The sequence below is a fragment of the Nocardia sp. CDC159 genome, from assembly GCF_023740735.1.
GTDB lineage: Bacteria > Actinomycetota > Actinomycetes > Mycobacteriales > Mycobacteriaceae > Nocardia > Nocardia pulmonis.
In genome coordinates this window covers 464,630-490,547 of record NZ_JAMRXH010000002.1, presented here as the reverse complement: position 1 = coordinate 490,547, position 25,918 = coordinate 464,630, and the positions used below count along the sequence as shown (strand labels likewise).

23 protein-coding genes and 1 riboswitch are annotated in these 25,918 nt (G+C 69.9%); of the genes, 14 read left to right on the top strand and 9 right to left on the bottom strand.

Features of this window, described 5'->3' with window-relative positions; genetic code table 11:
- Nucleotides 1–38: 38 nt before the first annotated feature.
- A riboswitch (SAM riboswitch) is annotated at nucleotides 39–152 on the bottom strand.
- An 84-nt stretch (nucleotides 153–236) separates the two neighbouring features.
- Entirely contained in the window at nucleotides 237–863 is a 627-nt protein-coding gene (locus NDR87_RS06065; RefSeq protein ID WP_251909783.1) for a LysE family translocator, read from the top strand.
- A 1-nt stretch (nucleotide 864) separates the two neighbouring features.
- Here the strand turns inward: NDR87_RS06065 and NDR87_RS06060 are convergent, their stop codons facing one another.
- The 3 genes from NDR87_RS06060 to NDR87_RS06050 form a co-directional block, all read right to left on the bottom strand.
- On the bottom strand, nucleotides 865–1,329 hold the full coding sequence (locus tag NDR87_RS06060; protein ID WP_251910193.1) for a flavin reductase family protein: 465 nt from the start codon (nucleotides 1,327–1,329) through the stop codon (nucleotides 865–867).
- Nucleotides 1,330–1,440: 111 nt separating this feature from the next.
- The gene (locus NDR87_RS06055) at nucleotides 1,441–1,914 is read right to left on the bottom strand and encodes a YbaK/EbsC family protein (protein WP_251909785.1); all 474 of its coding nucleotides are present in this window, start codon (nucleotides 1,912–1,914) and stop codon (nucleotides 1,441–1,443) included.
- A gap of 43 nt (nucleotides 1,915–1,957) precedes the next feature.
- Nucleotides 1,958–2,278 (bottom strand): 2-oxo-4-hydroxy-4-carboxy-5-ureidoimidazoline decarboxylase, encoded by a 321-nt coding sequence (locus NDR87_RS06050; RefSeq protein ID WP_251909786.1) that lies wholly within the window; start codon nucleotides 2,276–2,278, stop codon nucleotides 1,958–1,960.
- A gap of 146 nt (nucleotides 2,279–2,424) precedes the next feature.
- On the opposite strand from NDR87_RS06050, the gene NDR87_RS06045 reads away from it, so the two are divergent.
- Nucleotides 2,425–3,246 carry a crotonase/enoyl-CoA hydratase family protein gene (locus NDR87_RS06045; protein WP_251909788.1) on the top strand — a complete coding sequence of 274 codons (822 nt, stop codon included), beginning with the start codon at nucleotides 2,425–2,427 and terminating at the stop codon, nucleotides 3,244–3,246.
- 86 nt (nucleotides 3,247–3,332) lie between these two features.
- Entirely contained in the window at nucleotides 3,333–5,792 is a 2,460-nt protein-coding gene (locus tag NDR87_RS37185) for an AfsR/SARP family transcriptional regulator (protein ID WP_286013114.1), read from the top strand.
- A gap of 385 nt (nucleotides 5,793–6,177) precedes the next feature.
- Here the strand turns inward: NDR87_RS37185 and ppa are convergent, their stop codons facing one another.
- On the bottom strand, nucleotides 6,178–6,669 hold the full coding sequence (gene ppa / locus NDR87_RS06025) for an inorganic diphosphatase (RefSeq protein WP_251909790.1): 492 nt from the start codon (nucleotides 6,667–6,669) through the stop codon (nucleotides 6,178–6,180).
- A gap of 141 nt (nucleotides 6,670–6,810) precedes the next feature.
- On the opposite strand from ppa, the gene NDR87_RS06020 reads away from it, so the two are divergent.
- From NDR87_RS06020 to NDR87_RS06000, 5 genes are all read left to right on the top strand, one after another.
- On the top strand, nucleotides 6,811–8,289 hold the full coding sequence (locus tag NDR87_RS06020; RefSeq protein ID WP_372494080.1) for a D-alanyl-D-alanine carboxypeptidase/D-alanyl-D-alanine-endopeptidase: 1,479 nt from the start codon (nucleotides 6,811–6,813) through the stop codon (nucleotides 8,287–8,289).
- Nucleotides 8,290–8,434: 145 nt separating this feature from the next.
- Entirely contained in the window at nucleotides 8,435–9,439 is a 1,005-nt protein-coding gene (locus tag NDR87_RS06015; protein ID WP_251910196.1) for a zinc-dependent metalloprotease, read from the top strand.
- A gap of 1 nt (nucleotide 9,440) precedes the next feature.
- Complete coding sequence (tilS, locus tag NDR87_RS06010; RefSeq protein WP_251909792.1) at nucleotides 9,441–10,418, top strand: tRNA lysidine(34) synthetase TilS; 978 nt, start codon at nucleotides 9,441–9,443, stop codon at nucleotides 10,416–10,418.
- 16 nt (nucleotides 10,419–10,434) lie between these two features.
- A complete protein-coding gene (hpt, locus tag NDR87_RS06005) occupies nucleotides 10,435–10,992 on the top strand; it encodes a hypoxanthine phosphoribosyltransferase (RefSeq protein ID WP_251909794.1) in 558 nt (185 codons plus the stop codon).
- A 362-nt stretch (nucleotides 10,993–11,354) separates the two neighbouring features.
- Nucleotides 11,355–12,230 carry a LysR family transcriptional regulator gene (locus NDR87_RS06000; protein WP_251909796.1) on the top strand — a complete coding sequence of 292 codons (876 nt, stop codon included), beginning with the start codon at nucleotides 11,355–11,357 and terminating at the stop codon, nucleotides 12,228–12,230.
- A gap of 18 nt (nucleotides 12,231–12,248) precedes the next feature.
- Here the strand turns inward: NDR87_RS06000 and NDR87_RS05995 are convergent, their stop codons facing one another.
- The gene (locus NDR87_RS05995; RefSeq protein ID WP_251909798.1) at nucleotides 12,249–13,604 is read right to left on the bottom strand and encodes an amidase; all 1,356 of its coding nucleotides are present in this window, start codon (nucleotides 13,602–13,604) and stop codon (nucleotides 12,249–12,251) included.
- 291 nt (nucleotides 13,605–13,895) lie between these two features.
- On the opposite strand from NDR87_RS05995, the gene NDR87_RS05990 reads away from it, so the two are divergent.
- From NDR87_RS05990 to NDR87_RS05975, 4 genes are all read left to right on the top strand, one after another.
- Nucleotides 13,896–16,307, top strand: coding sequence for a serine/threonine-protein kinase (locus NDR87_RS05990; protein WP_251909800.1), 2,412 nt, complete (start codon nucleotides 13,896–13,898; stop codon nucleotides 16,305–16,307).
- Nucleotides 16,308–16,311: 4 nt separating this feature from the next.
- Nucleotides 16,312–18,453 carry a protein kinase gene (locus NDR87_RS05985; protein WP_251909802.1) on the top strand — a complete coding sequence of 714 codons (2,142 nt, stop codon included), beginning with the start codon at nucleotides 16,312–16,314 and terminating at the stop codon, nucleotides 18,451–18,453.
- Complete coding sequence (locus NDR87_RS05980; RefSeq protein WP_251909803.1) at nucleotides 18,450–19,157, top strand: cyclase family protein; 708 nt, start codon at nucleotides 18,450–18,452, stop codon at nucleotides 19,155–19,157. Before NDR87_RS05985 ends, NDR87_RS05980 begins: the two co-directional genes overlap by 4 nt.
- 62 nt (nucleotides 19,158–19,219) lie before the next feature.
- Nucleotides 19,220–19,891, top strand: coding sequence for a nucleoside/nucleotide kinase family protein (locus NDR87_RS05975; protein ID WP_251909805.1), 672 nt, complete (start codon nucleotides 19,220–19,222; stop codon nucleotides 19,889–19,891).
- Between the two features lies 1 nt (nucleotide 19,892).
- Here the strand turns inward: NDR87_RS05975 and NDR87_RS05970 are convergent, their stop codons facing one another.
- From NDR87_RS05970 to NDR87_RS05960, 3 genes are read right to left on the bottom strand one after another with little or no spacing between them, the layout of a single operon-like run.
- The gene (locus tag NDR87_RS05970) at nucleotides 19,893–20,756 is read right to left on the bottom strand and encodes a PfkB family carbohydrate kinase (protein WP_251909807.1); all 864 of its coding nucleotides are present in this window, start codon (nucleotides 20,754–20,756) and stop codon (nucleotides 19,893–19,895) included.
- Nucleotides 20,757–20,776: 20 nt separating this feature from the next.
- Nucleotides 20,777–21,619 (bottom strand): SDR family oxidoreductase, encoded by an 843-nt coding sequence (locus NDR87_RS05965; protein WP_251909808.1) that lies wholly within the window; start codon nucleotides 21,617–21,619, stop codon nucleotides 20,777–20,779.
- Nucleotides 21,616–23,223 (bottom strand): aldehyde dehydrogenase family protein, encoded by a 1,608-nt coding sequence (locus tag NDR87_RS05960; protein WP_251909809.1) that lies wholly within the window; start codon nucleotides 23,221–23,223, stop codon nucleotides 21,616–21,618. Before NDR87_RS05960 ends, NDR87_RS05965 begins: the two co-directional genes overlap by 4 nt.
- 147 nt (nucleotides 23,224–23,370) lie before the next feature.
- On the opposite strand from NDR87_RS05960, the gene NDR87_RS05955 reads away from it, so the two are divergent.
- Nucleotides 23,371–24,639, top strand: a complete 1,269-nt coding sequence (locus NDR87_RS05955) for a CdaR family transcriptional regulator (RefSeq protein WP_251909810.1) — start codon at nucleotides 23,371–23,373, stop codon at nucleotides 24,637–24,639.
- A gap of 10 nt (nucleotides 24,640–24,649) precedes the next feature.
- Here NDR87_RS05955 and NDR87_RS05950 read toward each other — a convergent pair whose 3' ends face one another.
- Nucleotides 24,650–24,901 carry a DUF2277 domain-containing protein gene (locus NDR87_RS05950; protein WP_251909811.1) on the bottom strand — a complete coding sequence of 84 codons (252 nt, stop codon included), beginning with the start codon at nucleotides 24,899–24,901 and terminating at the stop codon, nucleotides 24,650–24,652.
- 159 nt (nucleotides 24,902–25,060) lie between these two features.
- Here NDR87_RS05950 and NDR87_RS05945 point away from each other — a divergent pair, with 159 nt between their 5' ends.
- Nucleotides 25,061–25,915, top strand: a complete 855-nt coding sequence (locus NDR87_RS05945; protein WP_251909812.1) for a DUF1266 domain-containing protein — start codon at nucleotides 25,061–25,063, stop codon at nucleotides 25,913–25,915.
- Nucleotides 25,916–25,918 lie beyond the last annotated feature (3 nt).

The following is a 25,918-nucleotide window of genomic DNA, read 5'->3' as shown; positions in this document are numbered from 1 at the left end:
TCCCTTCGGCTCAGGGACTCCGGAGGATCGGTGATCGGAGTCCGCGCTTGCCGCGCCCGGTCGGGCTGCGGCCCGGTCGTCACCCGGAGCACCCCACCGCGGAGGAGGGTTGCCGGCCAGCAAGCCGGGGCTTGACGCTGGCACTCATGACCTGAGCCAGAGATTGGCAGAAATGGGCTGATCTTGTCAAGTGATAACCCGTTGCTCGTGGGTGGGAGCCGGGCTTTCATAGGGCGATGAGCCTGTCGCTGCTGCTCGGTTTCATCGGGTTGTGTGTGCTGTTGTCGCTCACGCCGGGGCCCGATTCGTTTCTCGTATTGCGGTATTCGATCGTGGGGCGAAGACCGGCGATCGCGTCGGCTGTCGGGTCGGCGGTGGGTGGGATCGGATGGGCGATCGTGGTCGCGGCGGGGGTGGCGGCGCTGCTCGAGCAGTCGGCGACGGCCTATCGGGTGATCAAGGTGATCGGGGGAATCTACCTGGTATACTTGGCGATTCGCACGCTGCTCGAACAGCGGCGGGATCGGGCGGCGGCCGCCGCGGAGCTACGGGCGCCGCGGCGATCGGTAACGCTGCGGTCGGCGTTCACCGCCGGATTGCTGTCCACGCTGTTGAATCCGAAGGTCGGATTGTTCTATCTGGCGGTGCTGCCGCAGTTCCTCGTCGAGGCGAACTTCGCCAATACCCTGGCCCTCGGCGCGATCGAATCCGTGGTGGCCGCAATCGAAATGGTGTTGCTGGCGATGGCCGCCTCGCATATGGCCGCGTTGCTGCGCCGACAGCGGGTGCGCGATCGGCTCGAGCAGCTCAGCGCGGGCATCCTGGCGGCGCTGGGGATCGGGACGGTCGCCTCGGCGGCCTGAGTCAGTCCAGGCCGGTGGGCCGGTGATAGGTGCCGTTGTAGTACAGCAGCGGCGCGGCGATCGGCTGGTCGTCGGTGTTGTCGTACACCCGGGTGACCAGACCCACGACCAGGGTGTGGTCGCCGATCGGGATCAGCTGGTGCACGGTCGCACGAACCCAGATCGGCGTGCCGTGCAGCACCGGCTCGCCGGTGTCGAGCGTGGTCCACAGCGAGCGGTCGGCGAAGCGCTCCTCGGCGGCGCGCGAAAACCGTTGGGCCAGATGCTGTTGATGCTCGCCGAGGAAGTGCACGACCAGCGAGTCCGCGCCGAGCATGGCGTCGATGCTGGAGGAGGTGTGCGCGATGTTGAACGAGATGAGCGGGGGTTCCAGCGACAGCGAAGCGAACGAGGTGGCGGTGAAGCCGACCGGCCGACCGGCCGAGCTGAGCGTGACGATCGTCACCCCGGCCGGATAGTGCCGCATGGCCGCGCGGTACTGCGACGCGGTGATGCCGCTGAGATCGTCGGGCACGCGGATTCGCTCGCTCACACCCCTAACCTACGTCGCCCACTCCGGCGATATTCCGAGCCGTGCTCAATCCACATCGATCGCCAGGCCCGCGGTGATGCGGACCAGCTCGGTGAACGAGGTGCGGAATACGGTGTTCGGGTGTCCAGCGGCGGCCCAGAGCTCGCGATGCCGTGACAGCGCGTTGTCCACGTAGGTGGGCAGATTGGCGGGATGTCCGACCGGGGCGACGCCGCCGATCGGCTGTCCGGTGACCTCGCGCACCAGCGCCGCGGGCGCCCGGGTCAGCGTGCCCTCGAGCCGCTCGCCGGTGCGTTCGACATCGACCTGATGGGCGCCGGAGACCAGCAGCAGCACCGGATCGTCGTCGAGCAGGAACACCAGCGATTTGGTGATCGCACCGACCTCGACGCCCAGGGCCTGCGCGGCCTGTTCGGCGGTGTGGGTGGGCTCGGCCTGGGTGACGATCACGCCGTGGTGTCCGCGCGCGATGAGCGTGTCCGAGACCCGGGACGCGACCGGGGGCAACGACCTGCGCATGCCACCCAGGGTAGAGGCGAATTCGGGCTACTGTCGGGCGAATTCAGTATTCGGGGTAGCCCTCGGCCGGGCCGAGCATCCGATCGATGTGATCGTGCATGACGCGGGCCAGTTCCGGCACCGTCCGGGCCGAAACATGGTCGTGCACAAACGAATCGAAAACCCGCTCCAGATCGGCCGGGGACAGCGCCCGCAGCTCCGCGTCGACGGCGGCGAACAGCGCCTCGCGGGTGGGATAGGGGCGGCCGTCGGCGATCTTCTCCGCCCAGGTCACCGCGCAGCAGCATTCGTAGAGCGCGTGTACGGCGCGGCCGCGGGGCAGCGAATTGAAACGATCCAGGCCCAGGCCCTGGTGCATCAACATGGGTGGCCTCCGGAACCGGTCGCGGCAGGATGGCTGACCCTTGAATGATCCGTCCGTTTCGTCGCGAAAAGCGGGCTGGGCTGGATATTTAGCGCAGCGTTTACACGGCCGACCGGGTTTCCTGACGGTATCGCTACGCTGGGCGAATGACCGAATGGAAGGCTTTCACAGTCGAAAGCGGCGACCACGTCGCCAGGGTTACGCTGACCGGCCCCGGCAAGGGCAATGCCATGGGCCCGGATTTCTGGCGTGAGTTGCCGCTGATCTTCGGCGAGCTGGACGCCGATCCCGAGGTGCGCGCGGTCGTGCTGACCGGTGCGGGCAAACATTTCTCCTTCGGGCTGGACCTGCCCGCGATGAGCCCGCTGTTCGGGCCGCTGCTGGCCGACAAGGCACTGGCCGGGCCGCGGACCGGCTTCCTGGACGAGATCCGGCGCATGCAGGCGGCGGTGACCGCGGTCGCCGACTGCCGCAAGCCGGTGATCGCGGCGGTTTCGGGCTGGTGCATCGGGGGCGGCCTGGACCTGATCGCGGCCGCCGACATCCGCTTGGCCAGCGCGGATGCCAAGTTCAGCTTGCGTGAGGCGAAGGTGGCGATCGTGGCCGATATCGGATCGCTGCACCGGCTGCCGGGCATCATCGGCGAGGGGCATCTGCGCGAGCTGGCCTATACCGGCAAGGACATCGATGCCGCGCGGGCGGAGAAGATCGGTCTGGTCAACGACGTGTACGACGATCAGGAGGCGGTGCTGGCCGCGGCGGACGCGTTGGCCCGCGATATCGCGGCCAATCCGCCGCTGGTGGTGCAGGGCGTCAAGGACGTGCTGGATCAGCCCAAGGCCGGTCGGATCGCGGACGGGCTGCGGTACGTCTCGACGTGGAATGCGGCCTTCCTGCCCTCGGAGGATCTGACCGAGGCGATTCAGGCGGTGTTCGAGAAGCGGGCGCCGGAGTTCAAGGGGCAATAGTCCTAACACGACCGTCCGGTATGTGAAGGTCCGGCGCATCGGTTAGCGTCTTCGGACCAGAATCTTCGCGTTTCGGACAAGGATAGATGCTGAAGTTTGCCGTGCTCGGACAGGTTCGTGCGTGGCACGGTGAACAAGCGCTCGAGCTCGGCCCGAAGCAGCGCCGGGCCGTGCTCGCCGCGCTTCTGTTGCGCCGCGGTCGCTCGGCCACGGTGCCGGAGCTGATCGCCGATGTGTGGGGTGAGCGGGCCACCGCCAGCGCGGTCGGCGCCATTCGCAATCACGTCCTGCAATTGCGGCGCGTGCTGGAACCCGAGCGGGCGGCGGGGACGCCCGCGGTGGTGCTGGTCGGCTTCGCCGGCGGTTATGCGCTGCGGGTGCCGCCCGGTTCGGTGGATGTCGAGGTGGTGGAACGCTATGCGGCCGAGGCGGAGCGGGCCGTCGATCTGGAATCGGCCCGGGAGCGTTTACGTTCCGCCCTGGCGCTGTGGGAGGGCACGCCGCTGGCGGGCCTGCCCGGCCCCCATGCCGAGCGGATGCGCGCCCAGCTCTCGGAGCTGCGCCTGAGCCTGCTGGAACAGCGTCTCGCGGCCGATCTGCGGCTGGGCCGCCCCGGGGAGGTGATCGCCGAACTACGTCCGCTGGTAGCCGAGCATCCGCTGCGCGAGCGTTCTCGCGAGTTGCTCATGGTTGCCCTCCATCACGCGGGACGACAGGCCGAGGCATTGGAGGAGTTCGGCCGGGCTCGGCGAATCCTGGTGGATCGCTTGGGAATCGAGCCGGGGGAGCGGTTGACGGAGTTGCATGGGCTGATTCTTCGGGGGGAGTTGGGGGTCGATGTCCCCGGCGAAAAGCGTGCCGGGGAGATGGGTTTGGGGCGCGCCGGGGAGTTGGGTTTGGGGTGTGCTGGGGAGTTGGGTTTGGGGCGTGCCGAGGCGGTGGGTTTCGGGGTTGCCGCGGGCGGGGGGTTCGGTGTCGAGGGCGCGGGGGCGGCTCGCAGGGGTTCGCGTGTCGGCGAACGTGGTGGCGCGGGTGAGTTGGGTGGGGAAAGGGGTTCGGGGACAGGGGGACTGGCGGGGTGGGCGGCGGAGCTTGTGCCACGGGGGCGGGTGGGGGTGGTGTTGCCGCCGGGGCAATTGCCTGCCGATATCGCGGATTTCACGGGGCGGGGGGAGTTCGTGCGGCGGCTGGTGGAGCGGTTGGGGGAGGTGGGGGTGGGGGTGCCGGTGTGTGCGATCACGGGGATGGGTGGGGTGGGGAAGAGCACGTTGGCGGTGCATGTGGCGCATCGGGTGCGGCATTGGTTTCCCGACGGGCAGTTGCATGTGGATTTGCATGGGGTCGAGCGGACGGGTGGGAGTGCGGGGGATGTGCTCGGGGGTTTTCTGCGCGCGCTCGGGGTGCCGGAGGGGGAGATCGCGCCGAGCGCGGGGCAGCGGGCCGCGCAGTTCCGGGCCCGCCTGGACGGGCGGCGGGTGCTCGTGGTGCTGGACAACGCCCGCGACGAGGAGCAGGTGCTGCCGTTGATTCCGGCGACGCCCGGATCGGCGGTGCTGATCAGCAGCCGGGCCGCGCTGCCGCGGCTGGCGGGCGTGCTCGCGGTGCGGCTGAACGAGATGGATTCCGGGGAGGCGCTGACGCTGCTGACCCGCGTCATCGGCGCGGAGCGGGTCGCGGCCGAACCGGAAGCCGCGGCGGCGGTGGTGCAGGCGTGCGGGCGGTTGCCGCTGGCGGTGCGGATCGTCGGTTCGCGGCTGGCGTCGCGGCCGCGCTGGAGCATCGCGGCGATCGCGGAGCGGCTGGCCGACGAGCGGCAGCGGCTGGGGCTGCTGCGCACCGGCGAGCTGACCGTGGCGGCGGTCTTCCGCCTCGGCTACGACCAGCTCGAGCCCCGGCAGGCCGAGGCATTCCGGCTGCTGGCGGTCGCCGAGGTGGCGGATCTGCCGCTGGCGGGCATCGCGGCGATGCTCGAATCCGGCCACGCCGAGGCCGAATTGCTGTGCGAGGCACTGGTCGATCTCAGCCTGCTCGACGCCACCGCCATCGGCCGCTACCGCTGTCACGACCTGCTGCGCCTGTTCGCCCGCGAGGCGGCCCCGGCCGACGACCGCGACGCACTCGCCCGCCTGCTGGAGTTCTACCTCGCCACGATGAAGAACGTTGTGCTCACGTGCAAGCCGGGCACCCGCCTGCCGGACCATCTGAAACCCACCGCGGTGCCGGGCCTTTCGTTCCGCGACGGCGCCGACGCCCAGCGCTGGCTCGATACCGAACGCCGCAACCTGATCGCCCTGCTGCGCCAGGCCGCCCGGCTCGGCGGCGTCGCGCTGGCGCTGAGCGCCGATCTGGCCTGTGCCATGGCCGAATTGATCGAATACGGGCCGAACGCCCGGGAACATATCCGCGCCCTGGAGGAACTGCTGCGCGCCGCCCTGGACGCCGACGACCGGGGGCCGGTGGTGGAGATGCTGCGTGAGCATCTCGACGCGGTGCTGGCCGCCCCGGCGAAAAGCGTGCCGGGGCAGGAAGACAGCGTGCCGGGGTAGGGAGAGAGCGTGCCGGGGTAGGGAGAGAGCGTGCCGGGGTAGGGAGAGAGCGTGCCGGGGTGGGGAGAGAGCGTGCCCCGGCAGGAAGAGAGCGTGCCGGGACGACCGGAAGGTCATTTTTCCGTCATTTCCGCCTCATCTTCCGCGTCGACCTGCGCGGATGCCGATTCCGGCGGGATGCGCGATCCGGTGGAGCGGGATTAGCGTGGATGGCGGAATTCGGCCGTGTTACAAGAACATTCGGGCGGTCGGGTTTCGGTGGCCGGCCGCGTGGCCAGCGTCGTTCGGAGGGGTCGGCGGTGGCGGTACGAGTATCGGTCGCGTCGACCCGAGCGCTCGGTGGGAGCTCCGCGACCCGGATCTCCCGCCGAGCGTTCGACGGCGCTCAGTGGCCGCCCTGCTCCTTCAGGCGTTCGAAGGCCTCGGTGACCAGCGCCTCGGCCTTGGTCTTGCCGTCCCAGCCCTCGACCTTGACCCACTTGCCGGGCTCCAGATCCTTGTAGTGCTCGAAGAAGTGCTCGATCGCCTTGCGGTCGAATTCGCCGATATCGGAGACGTCCTGGATGTGGTTCCAGCGCTTGTCGCCCGCGGGCACCGCCACGATCTTCTCGTCGCCGCCCGCCTCGTCGCTCATCAGCAGCACGCCCACCGGGCGGGCCTCGACGATCACACCCGGGTAGACCGATTCCGGCAGCAGCACCAGGCAATCCAGCGGGTCGCCGTCGGAGCCGAGGCTGTTCTCGATGTAGCCGTAGTCGGCGGGGTAGACCATCGGGGTGTAGAGGTAGCGATCCAGCCGCACCCGGCCGGTCTCGTGGTCGACCTCGTACTTGTTGCGCTGACCCTTGGGGATTTCGATGGTGACGTCGAACTCCACGTCATCTCCTTCTTTGGTGCGGTTGCGGCTGCCGACTCGCCATCTCGTTCGGGGGAACGCCGGCCAGGTGAGGATAGTGTGGTCGGCGGGCGCGTGGGTGCGGCAGGGACGTCACACGGTGATCAGGGAGACAACGGTCAGGTGCTTGGGCGAAGCAGCAGGAACATCGGTGAACCGGCCGCACGGCGGCGTCGCCACATCTGGATAGGGGTGGGCGCCGGACTGGTCGTGGTGCTGGCCGCCGCCGCGGTGGTCTTGGTCACGGTGAAACCGTGGACCGAGGAATTCCGGCACGGCGGCCTGCGGATCGCCGCGCCACCCGCGTCGATCGAGCCGGCCGCACAGGTCGTCCCGGCCCCGCCGAACGCCCCCGAGCCGAGCCGTCAGGGGCTCGCGGCGGCGCTGGCGCCGGTGGTGTCGAATCCGGATCTGGGCGCGTTCTCCGGATCGGTGACCGATGCCGAGACCGGCGAGGTGCTGTGGAGCGACGATCCGGACAAGCCGGTGATCCCCGCCTCGACGGCCAAGGTGCTCACCGCGGCCGCCGCGCTGCTGGTGCTGCCGCCGGACCGCCGGGTCACCACTCGCGTTGTCACCGGGGCGAATCCGAACGAGCTGGTCCTGGTCGGCGGCGGCGATCCGACCCTGACCGCCCAGCCCGACGGCAAGGGCTACTACCCGAACGGCCCGCGGCTGTCCGATCTCTCGGCGCAGGTGCGCGCGGCGAGCCACGGGATCGACACGATCCTCGTCGACACCTCCCTCTACCCGGGACCGACCTGGCCGGCGGGCTGGGACCCGATCGATATCGCGGGCGGCTCCTGGGCGCCGATCGAATCGGTCATGATCGACGGCGGCCGACTCGATCCGCTGGTCGAATACTCCTCGCGCACACCGACTCCCGCCCTCGACGCCGGGCGGCGGCTCGCGGCGGAACTGGGCCTGGACCCGGCCCGGGTGCGCGCGGGCCGAGCGCCCGCCGGGGCGACCGAGATCGCCCGGGTGCAGTCGGCCCCGCTGCGGGACCGCCTGCGCGACATGATGGTTCACTCCGACGACGTGCTTGCCGAGACGATCGGTCGGGAGATCGCGGCGGCGACCGGCGCCGAGCAGTCCTTCGCCGGAGCGGCCGCCGCCACCAAGACCGCTCTCGACGCCGCCGGATTCGACACCACCGGTCTGACCCTGCTCGACAACAGCGGTCTGTCCACCGACGACCGCATCCCGGCCCGGCTGCTAGATCGCGTCCTGGCCGTGGCCGCGGCGCCGCAGCCGGATGCGGGCGATCGGGCGGGCGGGACCCTCACCTCGGCCGTCAACTCCGGTGGATCGGCCGACCTGGGTTCCCCGCTGGCCCCGCTGCTGGACTATCTGCCGGTCGCGGGCGGCTCCGGCTCGCTGGCCGAGCGGTTCGTCTCCCCGTTCGCCCGCTCCGGCGCGGGCTGGGTGCGGGCCAAGACCGGAACTCTGTCGGTATCGAGTGCGTTGGCAGGGTATGTGCTGGACAGCGATGGCCGCGTCCTGACCTTCGCACTGATGTCGAACGATCGCCCGCCCGAGGCGAGCCGCCCGGCGTTGGATGTCATCGCTGCCACGCTGCGCAATTGTGGATGCCGATGACGGGTGGATGAACATGAGCGGACCCGGTGACGAGGCGGCCGACAGCCGAACCCAGCGATCCGAACAGGTGGTGGTCGACGTCGCCACCGGCCAATTGGTCCGCAAGCCGAAACGGTCGGCCCTGGCCGGGGCGGTGGACTGGAATATGGCCGCTCGCACGGCGAGCGTGCTGGTGCCTCCGGGCCCGCGCACCTCGCGGTATTCGGCCGAGCAGGTGGTGTCGGAATTGGCGGCGGCCTCCGCGCGGGCCGAGGGCCCGGTGCGTGAGGTCAGCATGCTGCTCGACGACGGCGCGGTCCCGGCCGCGCGGATCGTGGACCGGCCCGGCTGGATCCGGGCCGCGGCCGATTCGATGGCCCAGCTCACCGGCGAACCCGGCGCCGACCGCGGCCGCTTCGCGGGTAAGCCCGCCGGGGTGCAGGCCGGTGCCATGCTGGCCTTCCTGGCCACCGCGATCCTGGGTCAGTACGACCCGTTCAGCGGGCGCGACGGCACGCTGCTGCTGGTCGCGCCCAATATCGTGGCGGTGGAGCGTGCACTGGGCGTATCGCCCAGCGACTTTCGGCTCTGGGTCTGCCTGCACGAGGTGACCCATCGCGTGCAGTTCTCCTCCGCGCCCTGGCTGGCGGACTATATGCGCGAGAACGTGGGCGTGCTCGGTGACGTCGGGGAGGAACCGCTCACCGACATGCTGCAGCGGCTGCTCGACGAGGTGCGCGAGCGCCGCAACCGGCCGCGCACCGACGATCCGGCCGACACCGGCGTGCTCGGCCTGCTGCGGGCCACCCAGGCCCCGCCGCAGCGCGAGGCGCTGGACCGGTTGCTGATGCTCGGCACGCTGCTCGAGGGCCATGCCGATCATGTGATGGATGCCGTGGGTCCCGCGGTGGTACCGACGGTCGCGCAGATCCGCCAGGCGTTCGATCAGCGTCGCCACCGTCCGGTGAATCCGGTGCAGCGGCTGCTGCGCGCGCTGCTGGGGGTGGACGCGAAGGTGGCGCAGTACGTGCGCGGTAAGGCCTTCGTCGACGAGGTGGTCACCACGGTGGGCATGACCCGCTTCAACACCGTCTGGTCCGAGCCGCGGACGCTGCCGCGCACCGATGAGATCGGCGATCCGCAGCGCTGGATCGCGCGGGTGCTGGGCTGAGATGACCGCTCGGCCGCTGCCGGAGACGCCCGCGGCGCTGGTCCTGCGGCGCGCGGTGCGCACCTGGCTCGCGGAGTTCGCACCGACCGGCGTGGTGGCCGTCGCCCTGTCCGGTGGCGCGGACTCACTCGCCTTGACCGCGGCCGCGGTCAACGCGGCCGATGCGGTGGACGCCCTGATCGTCGATCACGGTCTGCAATCCGGATCGGATCGGGTCGCCGCCGCGGCGGCCGAGGTCGCGCTCGGACTGGGCTGTCGATCCGCCCGTGTGCTGCGGGTCCGGGTGGGTGGGACCGGTGGCCTGGAGGCCGCGGCCCGGCGCGCCCGCTACGACGCCCTGGCCGCCGCGCGCGACGGCCTGCCGGTGCTGCTCGGCCACACCCTCGACGATCAGGCCGAGACGGTGCTGCTCGGCCTGGCCCGCGGCTCCGGAGCGCGCTCGATCCAGGGCATGGCCCCCTTCGCCGATCCGTGGGGGCGGCCGCTGCTGGGCGTGCGTCGGGCCGACACCCGGCGGCTGTGCGCCGATCTGGGCCTGCGACCGCACGAGGATCCGCACAACAGCGCCCCGGAGTTCACCCGGGTGCGGCTGCGCGCGCAGGTGCTGCCGCTGCTGGAGGAGGTGCTCGGCGGTGGGGTCGCGCCCGCGCTGGCCCGCACGGCCGAGCAGTTGCGCGCCGACAATGCCGTCCTGGATGAGCTTGCCGAGAGGTTGCTGGTCGCCGCGACCGATGGCGTGACGCTGTCGATCGAGACGCTCGCCACTGCGCCGACGGCGCTGCGCCGCCGGGCCATCCGCGCCTGGCTCGTCGCGGGTGGCGCAAAAGGGCTGACCGACAAGCATTTACGCGCGGTCGATGCGCTGGTCACCCACTGGCACGGGCAGGGCGGCGTGGCCGTCGGTGGCGCGAAGCCCGGGACGAGGTTGGTTGCCGCGCGCGAACATGGCAGGCTGACGCTGGCAACACGAGACCAGTGAAGGGAAACCAGCGCACGTGTACGGGGACGACATCGCGTCGGTGCTGATCACCGAGGAGCAGATCCAGGCGAAGGTCGACGAACTCGCCGGACTCATCGCCAAGCGTTACCCCGCCGACGCGCCCGAGGGCGACCTGTTGCTGGTGGCCGTGCTCAAGGGCGCGATCTTCTTCATGGCGGATCTGGCTCAGGCCCTGCCCATTCCGACCCAGATGGAGTTCATGGCCGTCTCGTCCTACGGCTCGTCGACCTCGTCCTCGGGCGTGGTGCGCATCCTCAAGGACCTCGACAAGGACATCGCCGGGCGCAACGTGCTCATCGTCGAGGACATCATCGACTCCGGCCTGACGCTGTCGTGGCTCAAGCGCAACCTGTCCAGCCGCAACCCGGCCTCGCTCGAGGTGGTCACGCTGCTGCGCAAGCCCGATGCGTTGCGCACCCATGTCGATGTCGCGCACGTGGGCTTCGACATCCCCAACGAGTTCGTCGTCGGTTACGGCCTGGACTACGCCGAGCGCTACCGCGATCTGCCTTACATCGGCACGCTGAATCCGAAGGTCTATAGCAACTCCTAAGCCGGTCGGCGTGTCTATTCACGCCACGCCGGTGGTGTGAGGAATTTCACTCCGGGGCCGAGTGCCCTGCATGCCTGGTTCGGACGGGTGTTGCTGGCCCCGTGGACGAATCCGGTTACACCTCGCTGCGCTGCCCGCCGACTCCGAGCGTGGCGCGCGTTACTGCTGATCAGCCGGTCTTATTACCGGTCCCCACCTGGCCTTCCCTGGTTGGCCGGAGATTCGCCGAGGCCGGTGTGCGGCGGTTATGCAGAGGGCCTATGCTGTGATTAACAAACCTGACGGCTGTTTCTGTGCCTCTATCCCGACTCAGAGGTCTGATACGGCTGGATTTCCAAGACCGATTCTGATAGCAAGGGGCTATGGATCCGCATTTGCGCGACTTGCGGTACTTCGTCGCCGTCGCTGAGGAACTGCACTTCACCAACGCCGCTCAGCGGCTGCACATCGCTCAACCGACGCTGTCGCGGCAGATCCGCCAGCTCGAACGCCAGCTCGACGTCGTGCTGTTCGACCGGAACCAGCGCAGCGTCGCGCTCACGGTGGCGGGCAAGGAGCTGCTCGAGGGCGCCCGCAAGATCCTGGAGCTGTGGGAGGTGACCAACGTCGCCCTGCAGGAGGCCGGTGAGGTGCTGCGCGTGGGCATCCAGAGCTCGATCGGCCGCGGCCTGATCGCCGATCTGGAGAGCGCGAGCGGGCATCGGCTGGCCCTGCACTCGGCGTCGTGGACCGACCCGTCCAGCGGACTGGCCGGGCGGCAGGCCGATTTGGCCCTGATGTGGCTGCCGGTGCCGGACGCCGGGCGCTACCGCTGGCAGGTGCTATGCACCGAACCGCGCTGGGTGTTACTACCGGAGAACCACGCGCTGGCCGAGCGCGAGACCATCGACTTCGCCGATCTGCTCGACGAGCCGTTCGTCGCCATGCCGTCGGAAGCCGGTGCGGCGCGCGACTTCTGGCTCGGTAACGACGGCCGCGGCGGCCGCCAGGCCAAGATCGGCGGCGAGGCCGCGACCGCCGAGGAGCGGCTCGAGGCCGTCAGCCTCGGCCTGGGCGTCTGCCTGCTGGCCGAGAGCAATGTTCCGATGTATCGCTGGCCGGGCCTGACCGCCCGCGAGGTGAGCGGCCTGGCCCCGTGCGAACTGGCCGTGGCCTGGCGCGCGGACGACGACCGCCCCACCATCCTCGATTTCGCCAACCGGGTGATGGCCGGCGGATTCGGCTCCGCGAAGGACTGATTCGCACCGATCCCGCGGTTACGGGGCGGTGCGCCGCCACGGGTGCGCGGCCTCCAGCTGAGCCGCCAGCCGCAGTAGCGTCGACTCGCTACCGGGCGGCCCGGCCAACTGGGCGGCCAGCGGGGTGCCGGTGCGCGGGTGCAGACCCATCGGCACGCTCACCGCGGGCCAGCCGACCAGATTCCACAGCGGGGTGAACGGCGAATACCGCGCGCTGGCAAGGATGTTCGGCAGCCAGCCGCGCGCATGCCAGGCCTTGGCGAGCGGCGGGGGACCGGCCAGGGTGGGGGTGATGACGACATCGTGCTGTTCGAAGAAGTCCAGCAGCCGGGCCTCGATCCGATCGACCTGCCCGGGCCGGACCAGTCCGGCGCGCAGCACCGCACGGCCGAGGGCCACATGGGTACGGGTGCGCCGCTGTAGTCGTTCCGGATGCGCGATCTCGGCCGCCTCGCGCGCGGCATTGGCCAGCCAGCGCAGCGCCACGGCGGTGGTGCCGCCCGCATAGGGCAGCGTCGCGGAGGTCACGGTATGTCCGGCCGCCGTGGCCAGCCGGGCGGCCGTTCGGGCCGCGCCCGCCCACTGCTTGTCGACCGTCAGCAGCGGCGAGGGCGCGGCAAAGGCGAGTCCGATACGCAGCTGCGCCGGCGGTTCGAGATCGGCCAGTGCCGGGCGGTCGGCCAGTACCGACAGCACCAGTGCGGCATCGGCGACGGTCGTGGCGAGCACGCCGTTCTCGGTCATCCCGCCCCAGGAGTCCACGCCGATCCGCGCGGGTACCACGCCGCGGCCGGGCTTGATGCCGAAGACGCCGCAGCAGGCCGCCGGAATCCGGACCGAGCCCAGGCCGTCGTTGCCGTGCGCGACGGGTACCAGTCCCGCGCCGACCGCCGCACCCGAACCGCCCGACGAACCGCCCGCGCTGTAGCGAATGTTCCAGGGAGAGCGCGTGATTCGCTCGGGCGTATCGGTGACGCCCCACAGGCCGAATTCGGGCATCTCGGTCAGTCCGACGACGATCGCCCCCGCCGCGCGCAGGCGGCGGACCACCGGATGATCGGATTCGGCGGGGCGTTCGTCGCCCGCCCGCGATCCGCCGCGGCTCACCTCGCCCGCCACATCGATATTGCTCTTCACCGCGATCGGCACGCCCGCCAGCGGCAGCGCCTCCAGATCGGGCCGATCGGCCAGCGCCTTCGCCTCCGCGCGGGCGGCCTCGGTGCGGACCGCGCAGAAGGCGTTGACCTTCGGATTGCCGACGCGGATGCGCTCCAGGGCCGCGTCGAGGATCTCCTCGGGCCGGGTCGTACCGTCCCGCACGGCGGCCGCGATCGCGGTGGCGGTCGGCGGCGCCGCCGAATCCTGCGGGCCCATCGGCACCTCCTGCGCGGCTGGAGTGGCGGTGGTCGATATCGCATCCGCTAGCGCGGTGCCCTCGTTCTGCATACTCGTGCCCCCGTCGCGTCGTGTTCGAAATGGGTGTTTCGGTATCGACGCGCAAATTATCATTTCCGGCAGTGCTCGGGAATGATGATCTCGGGTGTGGCGGATTCTATCCGTCGGACCCGCGGCCGACCAGTACGGATCCGGATCATCGGATCCTCCGGTGATCCGACCGTTCGGTCCTCGATGATCCGGGCGATGCCCGGAATCGTTAGGTGCGTTATGAGCTACAGTTTCGACACCGGCAACGGGTTCGGGCGGCCAACGGCCGGAATCGAATTCGGCGCGGTGGCCGCGTTCGCCGCCGCGTGGGAGTCCGCCGACCGTCCACCGGAGATCGTCGACTACCTCCCCGATGCCGATACCCTGCGGCGGGGTGCGCTGGTCGAGCTCATTCGGATCGATCTACGGCACCGCTGGCTGCGTCGAGCGGGCGGGCAGGGCGGACCTGTGCGTAAACGGTTGCTCGAATATTGTTCGGAATTCCCGGAGTTGACCCCCGATCGAATTCCGGCCGGTCTGGTCTACGAGGAGTTCGTGATCCGGCGGCACAGTGGCGAACGGGTCGATCCGCGCGAGTGTCTGCGGGAATTCCCCGCGCAGGCGACGCAATTGCGCGAAATGCTCAATGCCGACGACGAGGAGCAGAGCACCCGGCGCGCCGCCGCCGATCTCACCGCCCCCGAACTCACCGCGACCGTCGCACCCGCGACCTCGATCTGGACCGGCGACGCCACCCGCACCACCACGGGACTGGCCGAATCCGTCGACACCGAGGGCCTGGACGATATCCAAGTCGGCCAGCGCATCGACGATTTCGATCTGCTGACCGGACTCGGCAGCGGGGCCTTCGCCCGGGTCTTCCTGGCCCGCCAGCGCGCGCTGCAGCGTCTGGTCGCGGTGAAGATCTCCGCCGATCGCGGTACCGAACCACAGACGCTGGCCCAGCTCGACCACGACTACATCGTGCGCGTCTTCGATCAGCGGCTGCTCGACGATCCTCGCGGCAACTCGGCATCGCGCCGACTTCGGCTGCTGTACATGCAGTTCCTGCCCGGCGGCACGCTGCTCGGCGTGCTGCGCTGGGTGCGCGCCACCCCCGCGGCGCAGCGCAGCGGGCAGTTGCTGCTCGATGCCGTCGACGCCGCGATGGAGGAGAAGGGCGAGATCCGCCCCACCGATTCCAGCGTCCGCGCCGAACTCGCGACACTGTCCTGGCCGGAGACGGTGGCCTGGCTCGGCCGCCGCCTGGCCGAGGCACTGGCCTACGCCGATGCCCAGGGTGTGCTGCACCGCGACATCAAACCCGCCAACGTTCTGCTCACCGCCGAGGCCGTCCCGAAACTGGCCGATTTCAACATCAGCTTCAGTCGCAATCTCGAGGGCACCAGCCCGGTCGCCTATTTCGGCGGCTCGCTGTCGTATATGTCCCCCGAACAGCTCGAGGCCTGCCATCCGGGCTATCAGCGTTCACCGGATGATCTGGACACTCGCTCGGATATCTATTCGCTGGGTGTGGTGCTGTGGGAATTGCTCACGGGCGCGAAGCCTTTCGACGATACGACGGCCAGTGAGCACGGCGATATCAGCACCCTGAAACAGATGCTGGCGCAACGCCACGCCGGGGTGGATCCGGAGGCGCTGCGCCGCATTCCGCCCGATTGCCCGGCGGCGCTGCGCCGGGTCCTGCTGGCCTGCCTGGAATCCGATCGCGACAGGCGCTGGGCCGACGGGACGGAGCTGGCGCAGCAACTGGAGCTGTGCCTGGACGAGCGGGCCCGCGATCTGGTCGATCCGCCGCCGCACAGCTGGCGACTGCGGTTGCGGCCGTGGCGGGTGCCGGTGCTGGCGCTGGCGATCGGGCTGCCGAATGTCATCGCCTCGCTGTACAACATCGAGCACAACCGGATGCTGATCATCGACCGGCTCAGCGTCCCGGCCCAGGACACGTTCATGACGGTGACGACGGCGGTGAACGCGATCTTCTTTCCGGTCGGTATCGCGGCGCTGGTGTACCTGTCGCGATGCCTGATCACGGTGCCGACGGGACTGCGCAAGGGACGTACCTACGATTCGGCCACGATCGCCCGGGCGCGCGACGCCGCGTTGCGGATGGGCGATCGCACCGTGCTGGTGGTGTTCTCGCTATGGGCGCTGTCCGCGGTGACCTTCCCGGTGGCCATGCAGCTGGCCACCGGCGAGGTGACGCCGCGGGTGCTGGTGCATTTCCTGTGGTCGCTGCTGATCTGCGGCGCGATGGCGGTCGCCTATCCGTTCTTCCTGGTGACGTTCTTCATGGTGCGCAGCATCTATCCGATCTTCCTGCGGCAGGGTGAGATCGGCGCCGTCGACGCGGTTCGGCTGCGGCGGCTGGACCGCAGATGCACCGGATATCTGGCGGTGACGGCATCGGTGCCACTGCTGGCCGTGGCGGGGGTGACCTTCCTGCCGCCCGCGGACATTCCGAGTGTGATCGTGGCCGTGCGGGTGCTGTGCGTGGGCGCGATCATCGCCTTTCTGATCGCCTATGTGCTGTTCCGCGCGCTCGAGGCGGATCTGCGCGCGCTGGAGCGGGTGGTCGACCCGGCCGCGCTGGGGCGGGGCGCGGACTCGTCGCCGCGGGCGGAAAGATGAGGCCGTGAACACGGTTCCGGCGGCGACGGCGGCGCGATTCGCCGCCGATTGGCAGGCCACGCTGCGCGCGCCCGGTTTCGATCCGCCGCCCCTGGCCCGCTATCTGCCCGATGGCAGCGCGGTCCGGCTGGCGGTGCTGGCCGAACTGGTCCGCATCGATCAGCGCCAGCGCTGGCGGCGGGGTGCGGGGCGACGCATGTCGGAGTACGGCAGTGAGTTTCCGGATCTGGTCGACACCGCGCCGTTCGTGGAGCTGGTGTGCGAGGAGTACGGACTGCGCCGCCGTAGGGAGGCGATCGGACTGGAGGAGTTCTGCGCCGAGTATCCGGCGCAGGCCGACGAACTGCGCCGCCGATTCGCCGCCGCCGAGGGCGCCCGGCCCGACTTGCCCGCGGGCATCGAGATCGGTTCCCGGCTCGACGATTTCGATCTGCTCACCGAACTGGGCGGCCGCGCGCACGCGAAGGTCTTTCTGGCCCGGCAGCTCTCGATGCAGCGGCTGGTCGCGGTGCGGGTGGAGGCGGGCGATGAGCACGATCCGCGCCGGGTCGCCCAGCTCGACCACCAGTACATCGTGCGGGTCTTCGATCAGCGGCTGGTGACCGATGCGTCGGGGGCGACCCTGCGCCTGCAGTACATGCAGTATCTACCGGGCGGCTCGGGCGCCGATCTGCTGCGGCTGGTCCGCGCGGCGGCGCCGGGCGGCGGGGAACTGTTGTTGCGCTCGGTGGATCGGGCAATGGAAGCGCGGGGGGAGATCCGCCCGACCGATTCCACCGTGCGCGACGCGATCTCGGCGCTGTCGTGGCCGGAGACCGTGGCGTGGATCGGCCGCCGCCTGGCCGCGGCCCTGGATTACGCGGATCGCCAGGGGATTTCGCATGGGGCCGTGCAACCGGCGAATGTGCTGTTCACCGCGGAGGGCGTGCCGAAACTGGCCGATTTCGCCTGTGCCGTACCGCCCGCCGCCGATCCGGACGCGGTTCGGTATCAGGCCCCCGAACATCTGGCCGCGCTGATCGATCCGACCGCCCCGCCGCCGGACACTCGCGCCGACATCTTCGCTCTCGGCGTGCTGCTGTGGGAACTGCTGACCGGCACACGGCCGTTCGCCGATCCACCCCCCGACGATCCGGAACCCCTGACCACCCTGCTGCGCGATCGCGGAGCCGGTGTCGATCCGCGTGCGCTGCGGGAACTGCCCGCCGAGACGCCCGCCACGCTGCGCCGCGTGCTGTTGGACTGTCTGCATCCGGAGCCGGTGCGGCGCTGGCGTTCCGGCGCCGAACTCGCCGGGCAGCTGGAGCTGTGTCTGGATCCGCGGGCCCGCGATCTGGTCGATCCACCGCCGGACAGTCTGCGCTACCGGGCGCGGCGGTGGGCGCTGCCGATCGCGGCGGTCTGCGTCGGCGTGCCGAATCTGTTCGCGAGCCTCTACAACATCCGGCTCAATCAAACCCTGATCGTGGACCGGCTGTCGGCGGCGGATCAGCAGCGATTCCAGACCATCGCGGTGTTCAACAACGCCATCGCCTTTCCGCTGGCGGCACTGCTGATGCTCGTGCTGTGCCGTCGGCCGCTGCTCGCGGCGCTGCGGCTCGACCGCGGGCTCGGCTGTCCGGCAACGGATCTGCCCCGGGTGCGGGCGCAGACGCTGTCGATCGGGGATCGGCTGGTGTGGGTACCGTTCGGCATGTGGCTACTGGCCGGAATCGCCTGGCCGATCGCGCTCATGAGCACCGGGGTGGTGCTGCCGTCGCGCAACTTCGTGCAGTTCTACACCGCTCAGGTGGTGTGCGCCGCGATCGCGCTGGCGTATCCGTTCTTCCTCGTCACCGTGTACGTCGTGCGTTCGATCTACCCTCGGCTGCTGGTGGCCGGTCCGGTCGGTCCCGAGGACGGGCGGCAGCTGCGGCGGCTGGCCCGGCGCGGCAATTTCTATCTGGCCGCGGCGGCGTCGGTACCGCTGCTGGCGGTGGCCAGCGCGACCTTCGTGCCCGACGGCCAGCTGGCGTTGGTGATCGGGCCGGTGCGAATGCTGAGCGTGGGTGGCATGCTGGCATTCGTGCTGACGTACTGGCTGTTTCGTCTGCTGGAGGCCGATCTGCGCGCATTGATCCGCGCGACCGCGCGCGCGACACGATGAACCCGCCGATCGCCCGGATCGTGAGCCTGTCGCATGTGCACGATCCGGCCCGCACCCCCCTGTACCCCGGCGACCCCGCCTTCGAACTCGAGACCGTGGCCACCGTCGAGCGGGACGGCTACTACCTGCGCTACCTGCGGCAGGGTGAGCACACCGGGACGCACTGGGGCGCGCCGATCCATTTCGACCCCGAGGGGTTGGCGGCCGATGAGCTGGAACCGGAGGATCTGCTGTTGCCAGCGGTGAAGGTGGATGTGCGGGAGCAGTGTGCCACCGACCGGGATTATGCGATTTCCGTGGCCGATCTGCGGGAGTGGGAGCGGGTGCACGGGCGGATTCCCGACGGGGCCGCGGTCGTCGCGTGGACGGGTTGGGATGCCAAGTGGGGTGGTCCCGAATTCGCCGGGGTGGGCGAATGCGCGGGGCACCAGCCGGGTTTCGCGCCGGAGGCGGTGCGGTGGCTGCTGGACAGCGGGCGGCTCGGGCGGCGGGGAGCGCTCGGGATCGACACCTTCGGGCCGGATCGGGGTGTGGACCACAGCTATGCGGTGTCGCGGCTGCTGTATCGGGAGCATCGCATCAGCCTGGAATGTCTGGCGAATCTGGCGGCGCTGCCTGCGACCGGGGCGTGGGTGCTCGCCGGAGGGCCAATCTATCGCGCCGGATCGGGCGGTCCGGCAGGTGTCTTCGCCTTCATACCCTGAACGGGACGCGCCCGGTGGATGGTGCGCCGCCGGCGCGCCCGGCCGCGGGTAGGGTCGGGTCGATGTTCGGCAGCGGTGACGAGGTGTCGCTGGGGGAATTGGCCGACCACGTCCGGGAGCGGGCCGCCGGGCGGGTGGGTCGGTTCGTGCTGGGTATCGCCGGGCCGCCCGGCGCGGGGAAGTCCACGTTCGCGGGCGCGCTGCGGGATGCGATCGGGGCCGGGACCGCGGAGGTGGCGCCGATGGACGGATTCCATCTCACCAATGCCGAGCTGCGGGTGGCCGGTGCGCTGGCGCGCAAGGGCGAGCCGGACACCTTCGATGTCGGCGGATATCTCGACCGGTTGCGGGCGCTGCGGGAAATGCCGCTCGGACAACGGGTTTCGTGGCCGATCTACGATCGAAAGCGGCACGAGCCGGTGCCCGACGGGGTGGTGTTCGACCGGCAGGCCATCGCGATCACCGAGGGCAACTATCTACTGCTCGACGACTACGGCCCGGCCGGGTGGTCGGCGGTGCGGGAGTACCTGGACGAGGTCTGGTATCTGGACGCGGCCGTCGGCGAACTTCGGGAACGGCTGCTGCGCAGGCATATTCGCGGCGGCAAGAGCGAGGAGTTCGCGCGGGCGAAGGTGGCGGGCAGCGATCTGATGAATGCCGAGCTGGTGGCCGCCACGCGCGGGCGCGCCGACCTGGTGCTGCGTTCGAACGGCACGGTCTATCTGGTGGACTGACTCACCGGTGGTGCCGCATCCATGCGCGGGTGCCGAGATATCGGCAGGAGGCCGACGCCACCTCCGACGCCAGCCGCAGCGCGTCCGGAAAAGGCTGCCCGGCAACGTGATAGTGACAGAACGCGCCGTGCAGCACATCCCCCGCGCCGAGGGTGTCGACCACGGGCGCGCCGGACACCGCGATCTCGCCCCGGCCGTCCGGCGCGGAGTACGGAATCGGCCTGCCGCCGTGGGTCACTGCCGCATGCCCGACCCCGTGGTCGTGCAGATAGTCGAACAGGTCGTCCGCGCCGACGCCGGGCGGTGCGAACGACGCCGAGCAGATCGCGATATCGGTCAGCGCCAACAGCTCCGCGTGCACCTCGCGCCAGCGCCCGGCGTCGAGCACCACCGGAATGCCGGAAGCCCTTGCGGCCGTGGCGAATCCGACGGCCAGCTCCGGATAGTGACCGTCGATCAGCAGGATCCGGGCGTCGTTCAGCGGCCCGAGTTGGCTCGGATCGAACGGGGCGGCGATCTCCGAACCGTCCAGTGAAACGATCGTGCGGGTACCGGATCCGGTGGCGACCATGATCGAGGAGACCGGCGGGCGGTGCGTACCGGACGGCGTGACGTCCACCGGCGCCACGCCGTACTCGTCGAGATCGCGCCGGATCACCTGCGCCAGGTGGTGTTCCCCGAGCGCGGTCACCAGGGCGGGGGTGCGGCCGGACAGAAAGGCATGGGTGACAGCGGCGTTCGCGGCCGGACCGCCCGCGCCCAGGAACTGATCACGAGCCCGGGTCTTGGTGTCCTCGTCCGGATACCGGTCGAGTGCGTACGCGATGTCCAGCGTGGCCAGGCCCACGAATACCGCTGTCGCCATGCGGTGAGACTAGTGCCGCCTCATTTCTGCTCCGAGCGCACCCGCTCCTCGTAGGCCTTGCGGGCGCCGTGGTCGACCTGGTCCAGGAAGGCGTGCTGGGAGCCGAGCACCCGGCCCAGGGCGTCGCCGACCGGCTCGGGTAACAGGCCGACGAACTGGGAGAGCAGGCCCGCGGCCCGGGTGACGCGCACCTTCGAGCGCGGCTGCACCAGCAGCTTGGCGATGGCCTCGGCGATCTCCTCCGGTTCGGCCGGGCGCGGCAGCAGCCGGGGCGGATTGACGCCGGAGGTGAGTTCGGTCTTGGTCAGGGTCGGCAGCACCGAGGAGAACGACACCCCGCTGCCGCGGTACTCCTCGCGCAGCGTGTCGGTGAAGCCGAGCACCGCGTGCTTGGTGGCGTTGTAGGTGGCCAGGCCCGGGATGTGGGTCTCGCCCGCCAGCGAGGCGATATTGATGATGTGGCCGCTGCGTCGCAGCAACATTCGCGCCAGGGCGAGTTTGGAGCCCAGGATCACGCCGTAGACGTTGATGTCGAGCATGCGGCGGGTCAGCGCGTCCGGCTCGTCGACGACCTTGCCGGTCGGCATGATTCCGGCATTGTTGATCAGCACGTCGATCGGTCCGAGCCGGCGCTCCACCTCGTCCAGGAAGGACGCGAAGGACTGCTGGTCGGTGACGTCGAGCCGCCCGTAGTGGTCGAAATCGTGTGCGGTGCCGGATTGCTTGACCGCCACCTCGTCCACATCCCCGATGGCGATCTTCGCGCCGTACTTCCGCAGCGCGGTGGCGGTGGCCAGGCCGATGCCGCGGGCGCCGCCGGTGATCACCACGACCTTGCCGCGGATGATGCCGAAATCCGTCACTTGCCCTTACCTCCTACGGTGTTGATGACATCCAGGACGCCGACGCGGCGCATGCCGCGGGCGCCCGCGGCCCGCATGGCCGACAGCGCGAGGCCGAGTTTTGTTGTGCTGTAGGGGAACCAGAACAGTTCCTTCTGCTGCGTCGGCAGCATCGGCGCGGTGAGCGCCTGCTTGCGGCAGTACTTGCGCAGTCCCTCCGCACCGCCCCAACGGGCTCCGATACCGGACTGCTGCCAGCCGCCCATCGGCAGCGCGAAATTGAACATGTTGGCGAAGACGTCGTTGATATTCACCGCACCCGTGTTCAATTGCCGCGCCAGGCGGTCCCCGCGCGCCCGGTCCCCGGTCCAGATCGAGGCCGACAGGCCGTAGATCGAATCATTGGCCAGGGCGACGGCCTCGGTCTCGTCGGCGACCCTCATCACCGGCAGGGTCGGGCCGAAGGTCTCCTCGGTCATACAGGTCATGCGGTGATCGACGTCGACGAGCACGGTCGGCTCGAAGAAGGTGCCGGTGCCGGTCGGCCTGCCGCCGGTCAGGGTGCGCGCACCCTTGGCCAGCGCGTCCTCGATATGGCTCGCGACGATGTCCTTCTGGGCGTCGTTGGCCAGCGCGCCGATGTCGTAACGCGATTCGCGGCCGTCGAAGCCCTGGCGCAGCGTGCGCACGTGCTCGGTCAGCTTGGCGACGAATTCGTCGTACACCGGCGCCTCGACGTAGACCCGCTCCACCGAGATGCAGACCTGGCCGGCATTGAACAGTCCGCCGAACGCGATTCCGTATGCGGCGCGGTCGATATCGGCGTCGGCGAGCACGATCGCCGGATCCTTGCCGCCCAGTTCCAGGCTGTAGGGAATCAGTCGCCGCGCGCAGGCGGTGGCGATCGCGCGGCCGGTGCGGGTGGACCCGGTGAACTGCACATAATCCACGTTCTCGACCACGGCCGCACCGGTTTCACCGCCGCCGGTCATGACCGCGAGCACCGGCGGCGCGCCGATCTCGGCCCAGCCACGGGCCAACTCCAGCGCCGAAAGCGGGGTCACCTCCGAGGGTTTCAACAGCACGGCCGCTCCGGCCGCCAGCGCCGGGATCACATCCAGCGCGGGCATGGCCAGCGGGAAGTTCCACGGTGTGATCACGCCGACCACCGGATACGGGCGATACACCGTGGTGAGGCGCTTGACCCGGGCCAGCGGGCTGTGCGGAGACGGATGCTCGTCGGCGAGGAACTTAGCCGCGCGGCGGGCGTAGTAGCCGATCAGGTCGATCGCGAAGGTGGGATCGATGAGCGAATCCACCCGCGGCTTACCGGATTCCGACTGCACCACATCGGCCAGCCGATCGGTGTTGTCGATCAGCCAGTCCTGCAGTTTCAGCAGCCACCGCTTGCGGCCCTCGGGACCGATCGCCTCCCACTCCGTTTGGTACAGGCGCAGTTCGCGCACCTTGGCCGCGACCGCATCGGCCGATTCGTCGGCCACGGTGCCCACCGGTTCGCCGGTGGCGGGATTGCGGATCTCGATGCTGCGGGGCGTGGCCTTGGCCGCCGTCTTGCGGGCGGCGCTGGTCTTCCGCTGGTTCGGTGCCGGTCCGGGATTGGTCACGATGCTCTCCCACGTGCGCGTCATTGCGGGGCTGTGAATTGGTTCACTGAACTATGATCGTGACACAATCGCGTGCCGAGTTCTTGGCCACGACTGTCAATGATCCCGAGGCTTTTTGTACTCGGAGCACAAACGAGAGGGTCGCCGATGCGGACCACGGGCACCGATCCGGTGGTGCGGCAGTGGATCACCGATTTCGTCGCCGAGACCCTGCGGGCCGAGGCCCTGGAACAGGTCGTGGCGCGGCTGGACAACGCGCTGATCGCGCGGGTGCCCGAGCTGGCCGAGCGCGATATCCGGCGCGATCTGGCGGCCAGCACCCGGGCCCACGCGCTGGCCGTGCTCGGTGCGCTCACCCAGGACCGGTCCGACTATCCGGTGCCGCAGCAGGCGCACGACTTCGCCCGCACCATCGCCCGCCGCGGCCACGATCTGCGGTTGCTGCTGCGGGTCTATCACCTCGGGCAGGAGGCCGTACTCGACTACCTGATCGAGATCCTGGATCAGCGCGAACTGCCCCGCGATATCGAGCGGGCGGTGCTGACCCAGCTGTTCGAGCGATCCATCGGCTGGGTCAGCACCTCGGTCGAGCAGCTGACCGACACCTACACCGAGGAGCGCGAACGCGGGCTGCGCGCCGCGCTGAACCAGCGCGCCGAACTCGTGCGCGATCTGCTGGCGGGCTCGGAGGTGGATATCGACCAGGCCTCCGCGCGGCTGGGTTATCGGCTGGCCGGGCGGCATCTGGCCGGTGTGCTCTGGACCGACGAGTCGATGCCGGGCGCGATGCCGCTGCCGGACAACGGGTTCGGCGCCGCCGGCGGCGACAGCGAGGTGCTGGGCCTGCTCGACCGGGTGGTCGCGCGGATGGCCGCGGCGCTGGGCAGCCGCAGCGTGCTGACCGTGCCATCGGGCGCCAGCGCGCTGTGGGTGTGGCTGGCGGTGGAGTCGGATGCGGCGCGGTTGCCGAATGCGGTGGAGGCGCCGGTGCGGATCGCGGTCGGCGCACCGGCCGCGGGTATCGCGGGCTTTCGCGACAGCCATCGGGAGGCGGTGTCGGCTCGGCAGGTCGCCGAGCGTGCGGTGGGGCAGATCGGCCGGGTGCTCCACTATCCGGATGTCGAGGTGGCCTATCTGGCCGGGGCCGACGAGGCGGCGATGCGGGCGCTGATCGTGCGCGAACTGGGGCCGCTGGCCGTCACGGGCGTGGGCGCCGCGCGGCTGCGCGAGACACTGCACGCCTATCTGCGCTGCCACCGCAGCCCGGACGCGGCCGCGAAAAGGCTTGGCGTGCACAAGAACACCGTGCGCTATCGAATTCAGCGCATCGAGGAACTACTGGGCCATCCGATCGAACAGCGCAGCCTGCGGCTGGAGATCGCGCTGGACTGCGCGGCCGTGTACGGCGTGCGATAGCCGGCCCGAATCAGTCCGCCTTGGCCAGTCGGCGCAGCGGTGGCTCGGTGGACGGAGGTACCCGGCGATCCGGCAGCTCGGCCAGCAATGCCGTGGTCGCCGCCGCGACCGCCGCCACCGCCTTGTCGAAGGCGGGCTTGGTCGTGGAGGAAAGGCCGGTCAACCCACCGACCTTCCGCACGTATTGCTGTGCGGCCGCGTAGATTTCCTGCTCGGTCGCGGGCGGCTCCAGCCCGCGCAGGACGGTGATGTTTCTACACATGGCGCAGAGATTAGCGCTCGGTTCCGGCCCGCGACAGGGCAAGAATCTACAGATGTGAAAATTGTGCGTTGCGTGCGGCGGCTGTTTCGACGGGGCGTGACGCGCGTCTCGAAGGGGATGAGCGAGACCGCTCCCGATCGATACGACACAATCGGTGCTATGGCCACCCGCGACGTGCCCACACTGACCACCTTCCCCTACGAGGAGCTGGACCGGCGCGAGGACGACCACTGGTCCGGCGCACAGGTCTCCGACGACGAGCTGCGCGCACTGTCGCTGGGCGCGTTCTACTCGGCGCGCTGGGACGCGTTCCACGATGCCCTGCTGCTCGGACCCGAGCGCGAGCATCCGCTCGGCGACCGGCGCGAACTGGCCATCGACACCCTGACCGGGGCCTGGGGCATCACCGACGGCACCGAGGCGATGGCGTCGATGGAACAGCTGCTCGACGGGATGCATTCGCCGCTGTATGCCCTGGTGCATCCGCTGGTGATGGCGGCGATCAATTCGCCGGAGCGCGACCGGTTCGGCGAGCGGGCCGATCGGCACCGGGCCTTCCTGCGGCAGGTCGGCTCGTTCCGCGGGATGGAGAATCCCGAGGCGCTGGTCCGCGACTACGACATCTGGGCCCAGGCGATCAAGCTCGGTCTGACCGATCATCTGGTGCAGCCGCTGCCCGCCGATATCCAGGCGTGGGATCTGGCCCGCGTGGTGGCGGTGGCCCGGATGGCCTTCACCGCCGGTTACCTCGACGCCGACGTGGCCTGGGACTACGTCATGCGAGCCCTGCCCCCGGCCCAGCGCCGCTATCGCAACTGGCGGCAGTTCGGCGACGCCTACCTCACCGGCTGGACCTACTGGCAGGCCTGCGAGGACCTCGCCGAGCTGAAGTCCGGCGGGGTGGACCGCCGCCTGGAGCTGGTCCGGCTCTGGATGCGCCCGACCAGCCCGTGGCGGCGGATCGCGCTGCAGCCGACGGAGGAGATTCCGGCGGGCGGCGGCGCGCCGGAATGACGG

Coding starts and splice junctions, on each gene's coding strand:
- NDR87_RS06065 (WP_251909783.1), top strand. CDS start 237: ATGAGCCTGTCGCTGCTGCTCGGTTTCATCGGGTTGTGTGTGCTGTTG.
- NDR87_RS05945 (WP_251909812.1), top strand. CDS start 25,061: ATGGCCACCCGCGACGTGCCCACACTGACCACCTTCCCCTACGAGGAG.
- NDR87_RS06050 (WP_251909786.1), bottom strand. CDS start 2,278: ATGTTGATGCACCAGGGCCTGGGCCTGGATCGTTTCAATTCGCTGCCC.
- NDR87_RS06055 (WP_251909785.1), bottom strand. CDS start 1,914: ATGCGCAGGTCGTTGCCCCCGGTCGCGTCCCGGGTCTCGGACACGCTC.
- NDR87_RS06015 (WP_251910196.1), top strand. CDS start 8,435: ATGGCCGCTCGCACGGCGAGCGTGCTGGTGCCTCCGGGCCCGCGCACC.
- NDR87_RS06060 (WP_251910193.1), bottom strand. CDS start 1,329: ATGCGGCACTATCCGGCCGGGGTGACGATCGTCACGCTCAGCTCGGCC.
- NDR87_RS05980 (WP_251909803.1), top strand. CDS start 18,450: ATGAACCCGCCGATCGCCCGGATCGTGAGCCTGTCGCATGTGCACGAT.
- NDR87_RS05975 (WP_251909805.1), top strand. CDS start 19,220: ATGTTCGGCAGCGGTGACGAGGTGTCGCTGGGGGAATTGGCCGACCAC.
- tilS (WP_251909792.1), top strand. CDS start 9,441: ATGACCGCTCGGCCGCTGCCGGAGACGCCCGCGGCGCTGGTCCTGCGG.
- NDR87_RS06000 (WP_251909796.1), top strand. CDS start 11,355: ATGGATCCGCATTTGCGCGACTTGCGGTACTTCGTCGCCGTCGCTGAG.
- NDR87_RS05950 (WP_251909811.1), bottom strand. CDS start 24,901: ATGTGTAGAAACATCACCGTCCTGCGCGGGCTGGAGCCGCCCGCGACC.
- NDR87_RS05990 (WP_251909800.1), top strand. CDS start 13,896: ATGAGCTACAGTTTCGACACCGGCAACGGGTTCGGGCGGCCAACGGCC.
- NDR87_RS05970 (WP_251909807.1), bottom strand. CDS start 20,756: ATGGCGACAGCGGTATTCGTGGGCCTGGCCACGCTGGACATCGCGTAC.
- NDR87_RS05955 (WP_251909810.1), top strand. CDS start 23,371: ATGCGGACCACGGGCACCGATCCGGTGGTGCGGCAGTGGATCACCGAT.
- NDR87_RS05995 (WP_251909798.1), bottom strand. CDS start 13,604: ATGGGCCCGCAGGATTCGGCGGCGCCGCCGACCGCCACCGCGATCGCG.
- NDR87_RS06045 (WP_251909788.1), top strand. CDS start 2,425: ATGACCGAATGGAAGGCTTTCACAGTCGAAAGCGGCGACCACGTCGCC.
- NDR87_RS37185 (WP_286013114.1), top strand. CDS start 3,333: ATGCTGAAGTTTGCCGTGCTCGGACAGGTTCGTGCGTGGCACGGTGAA.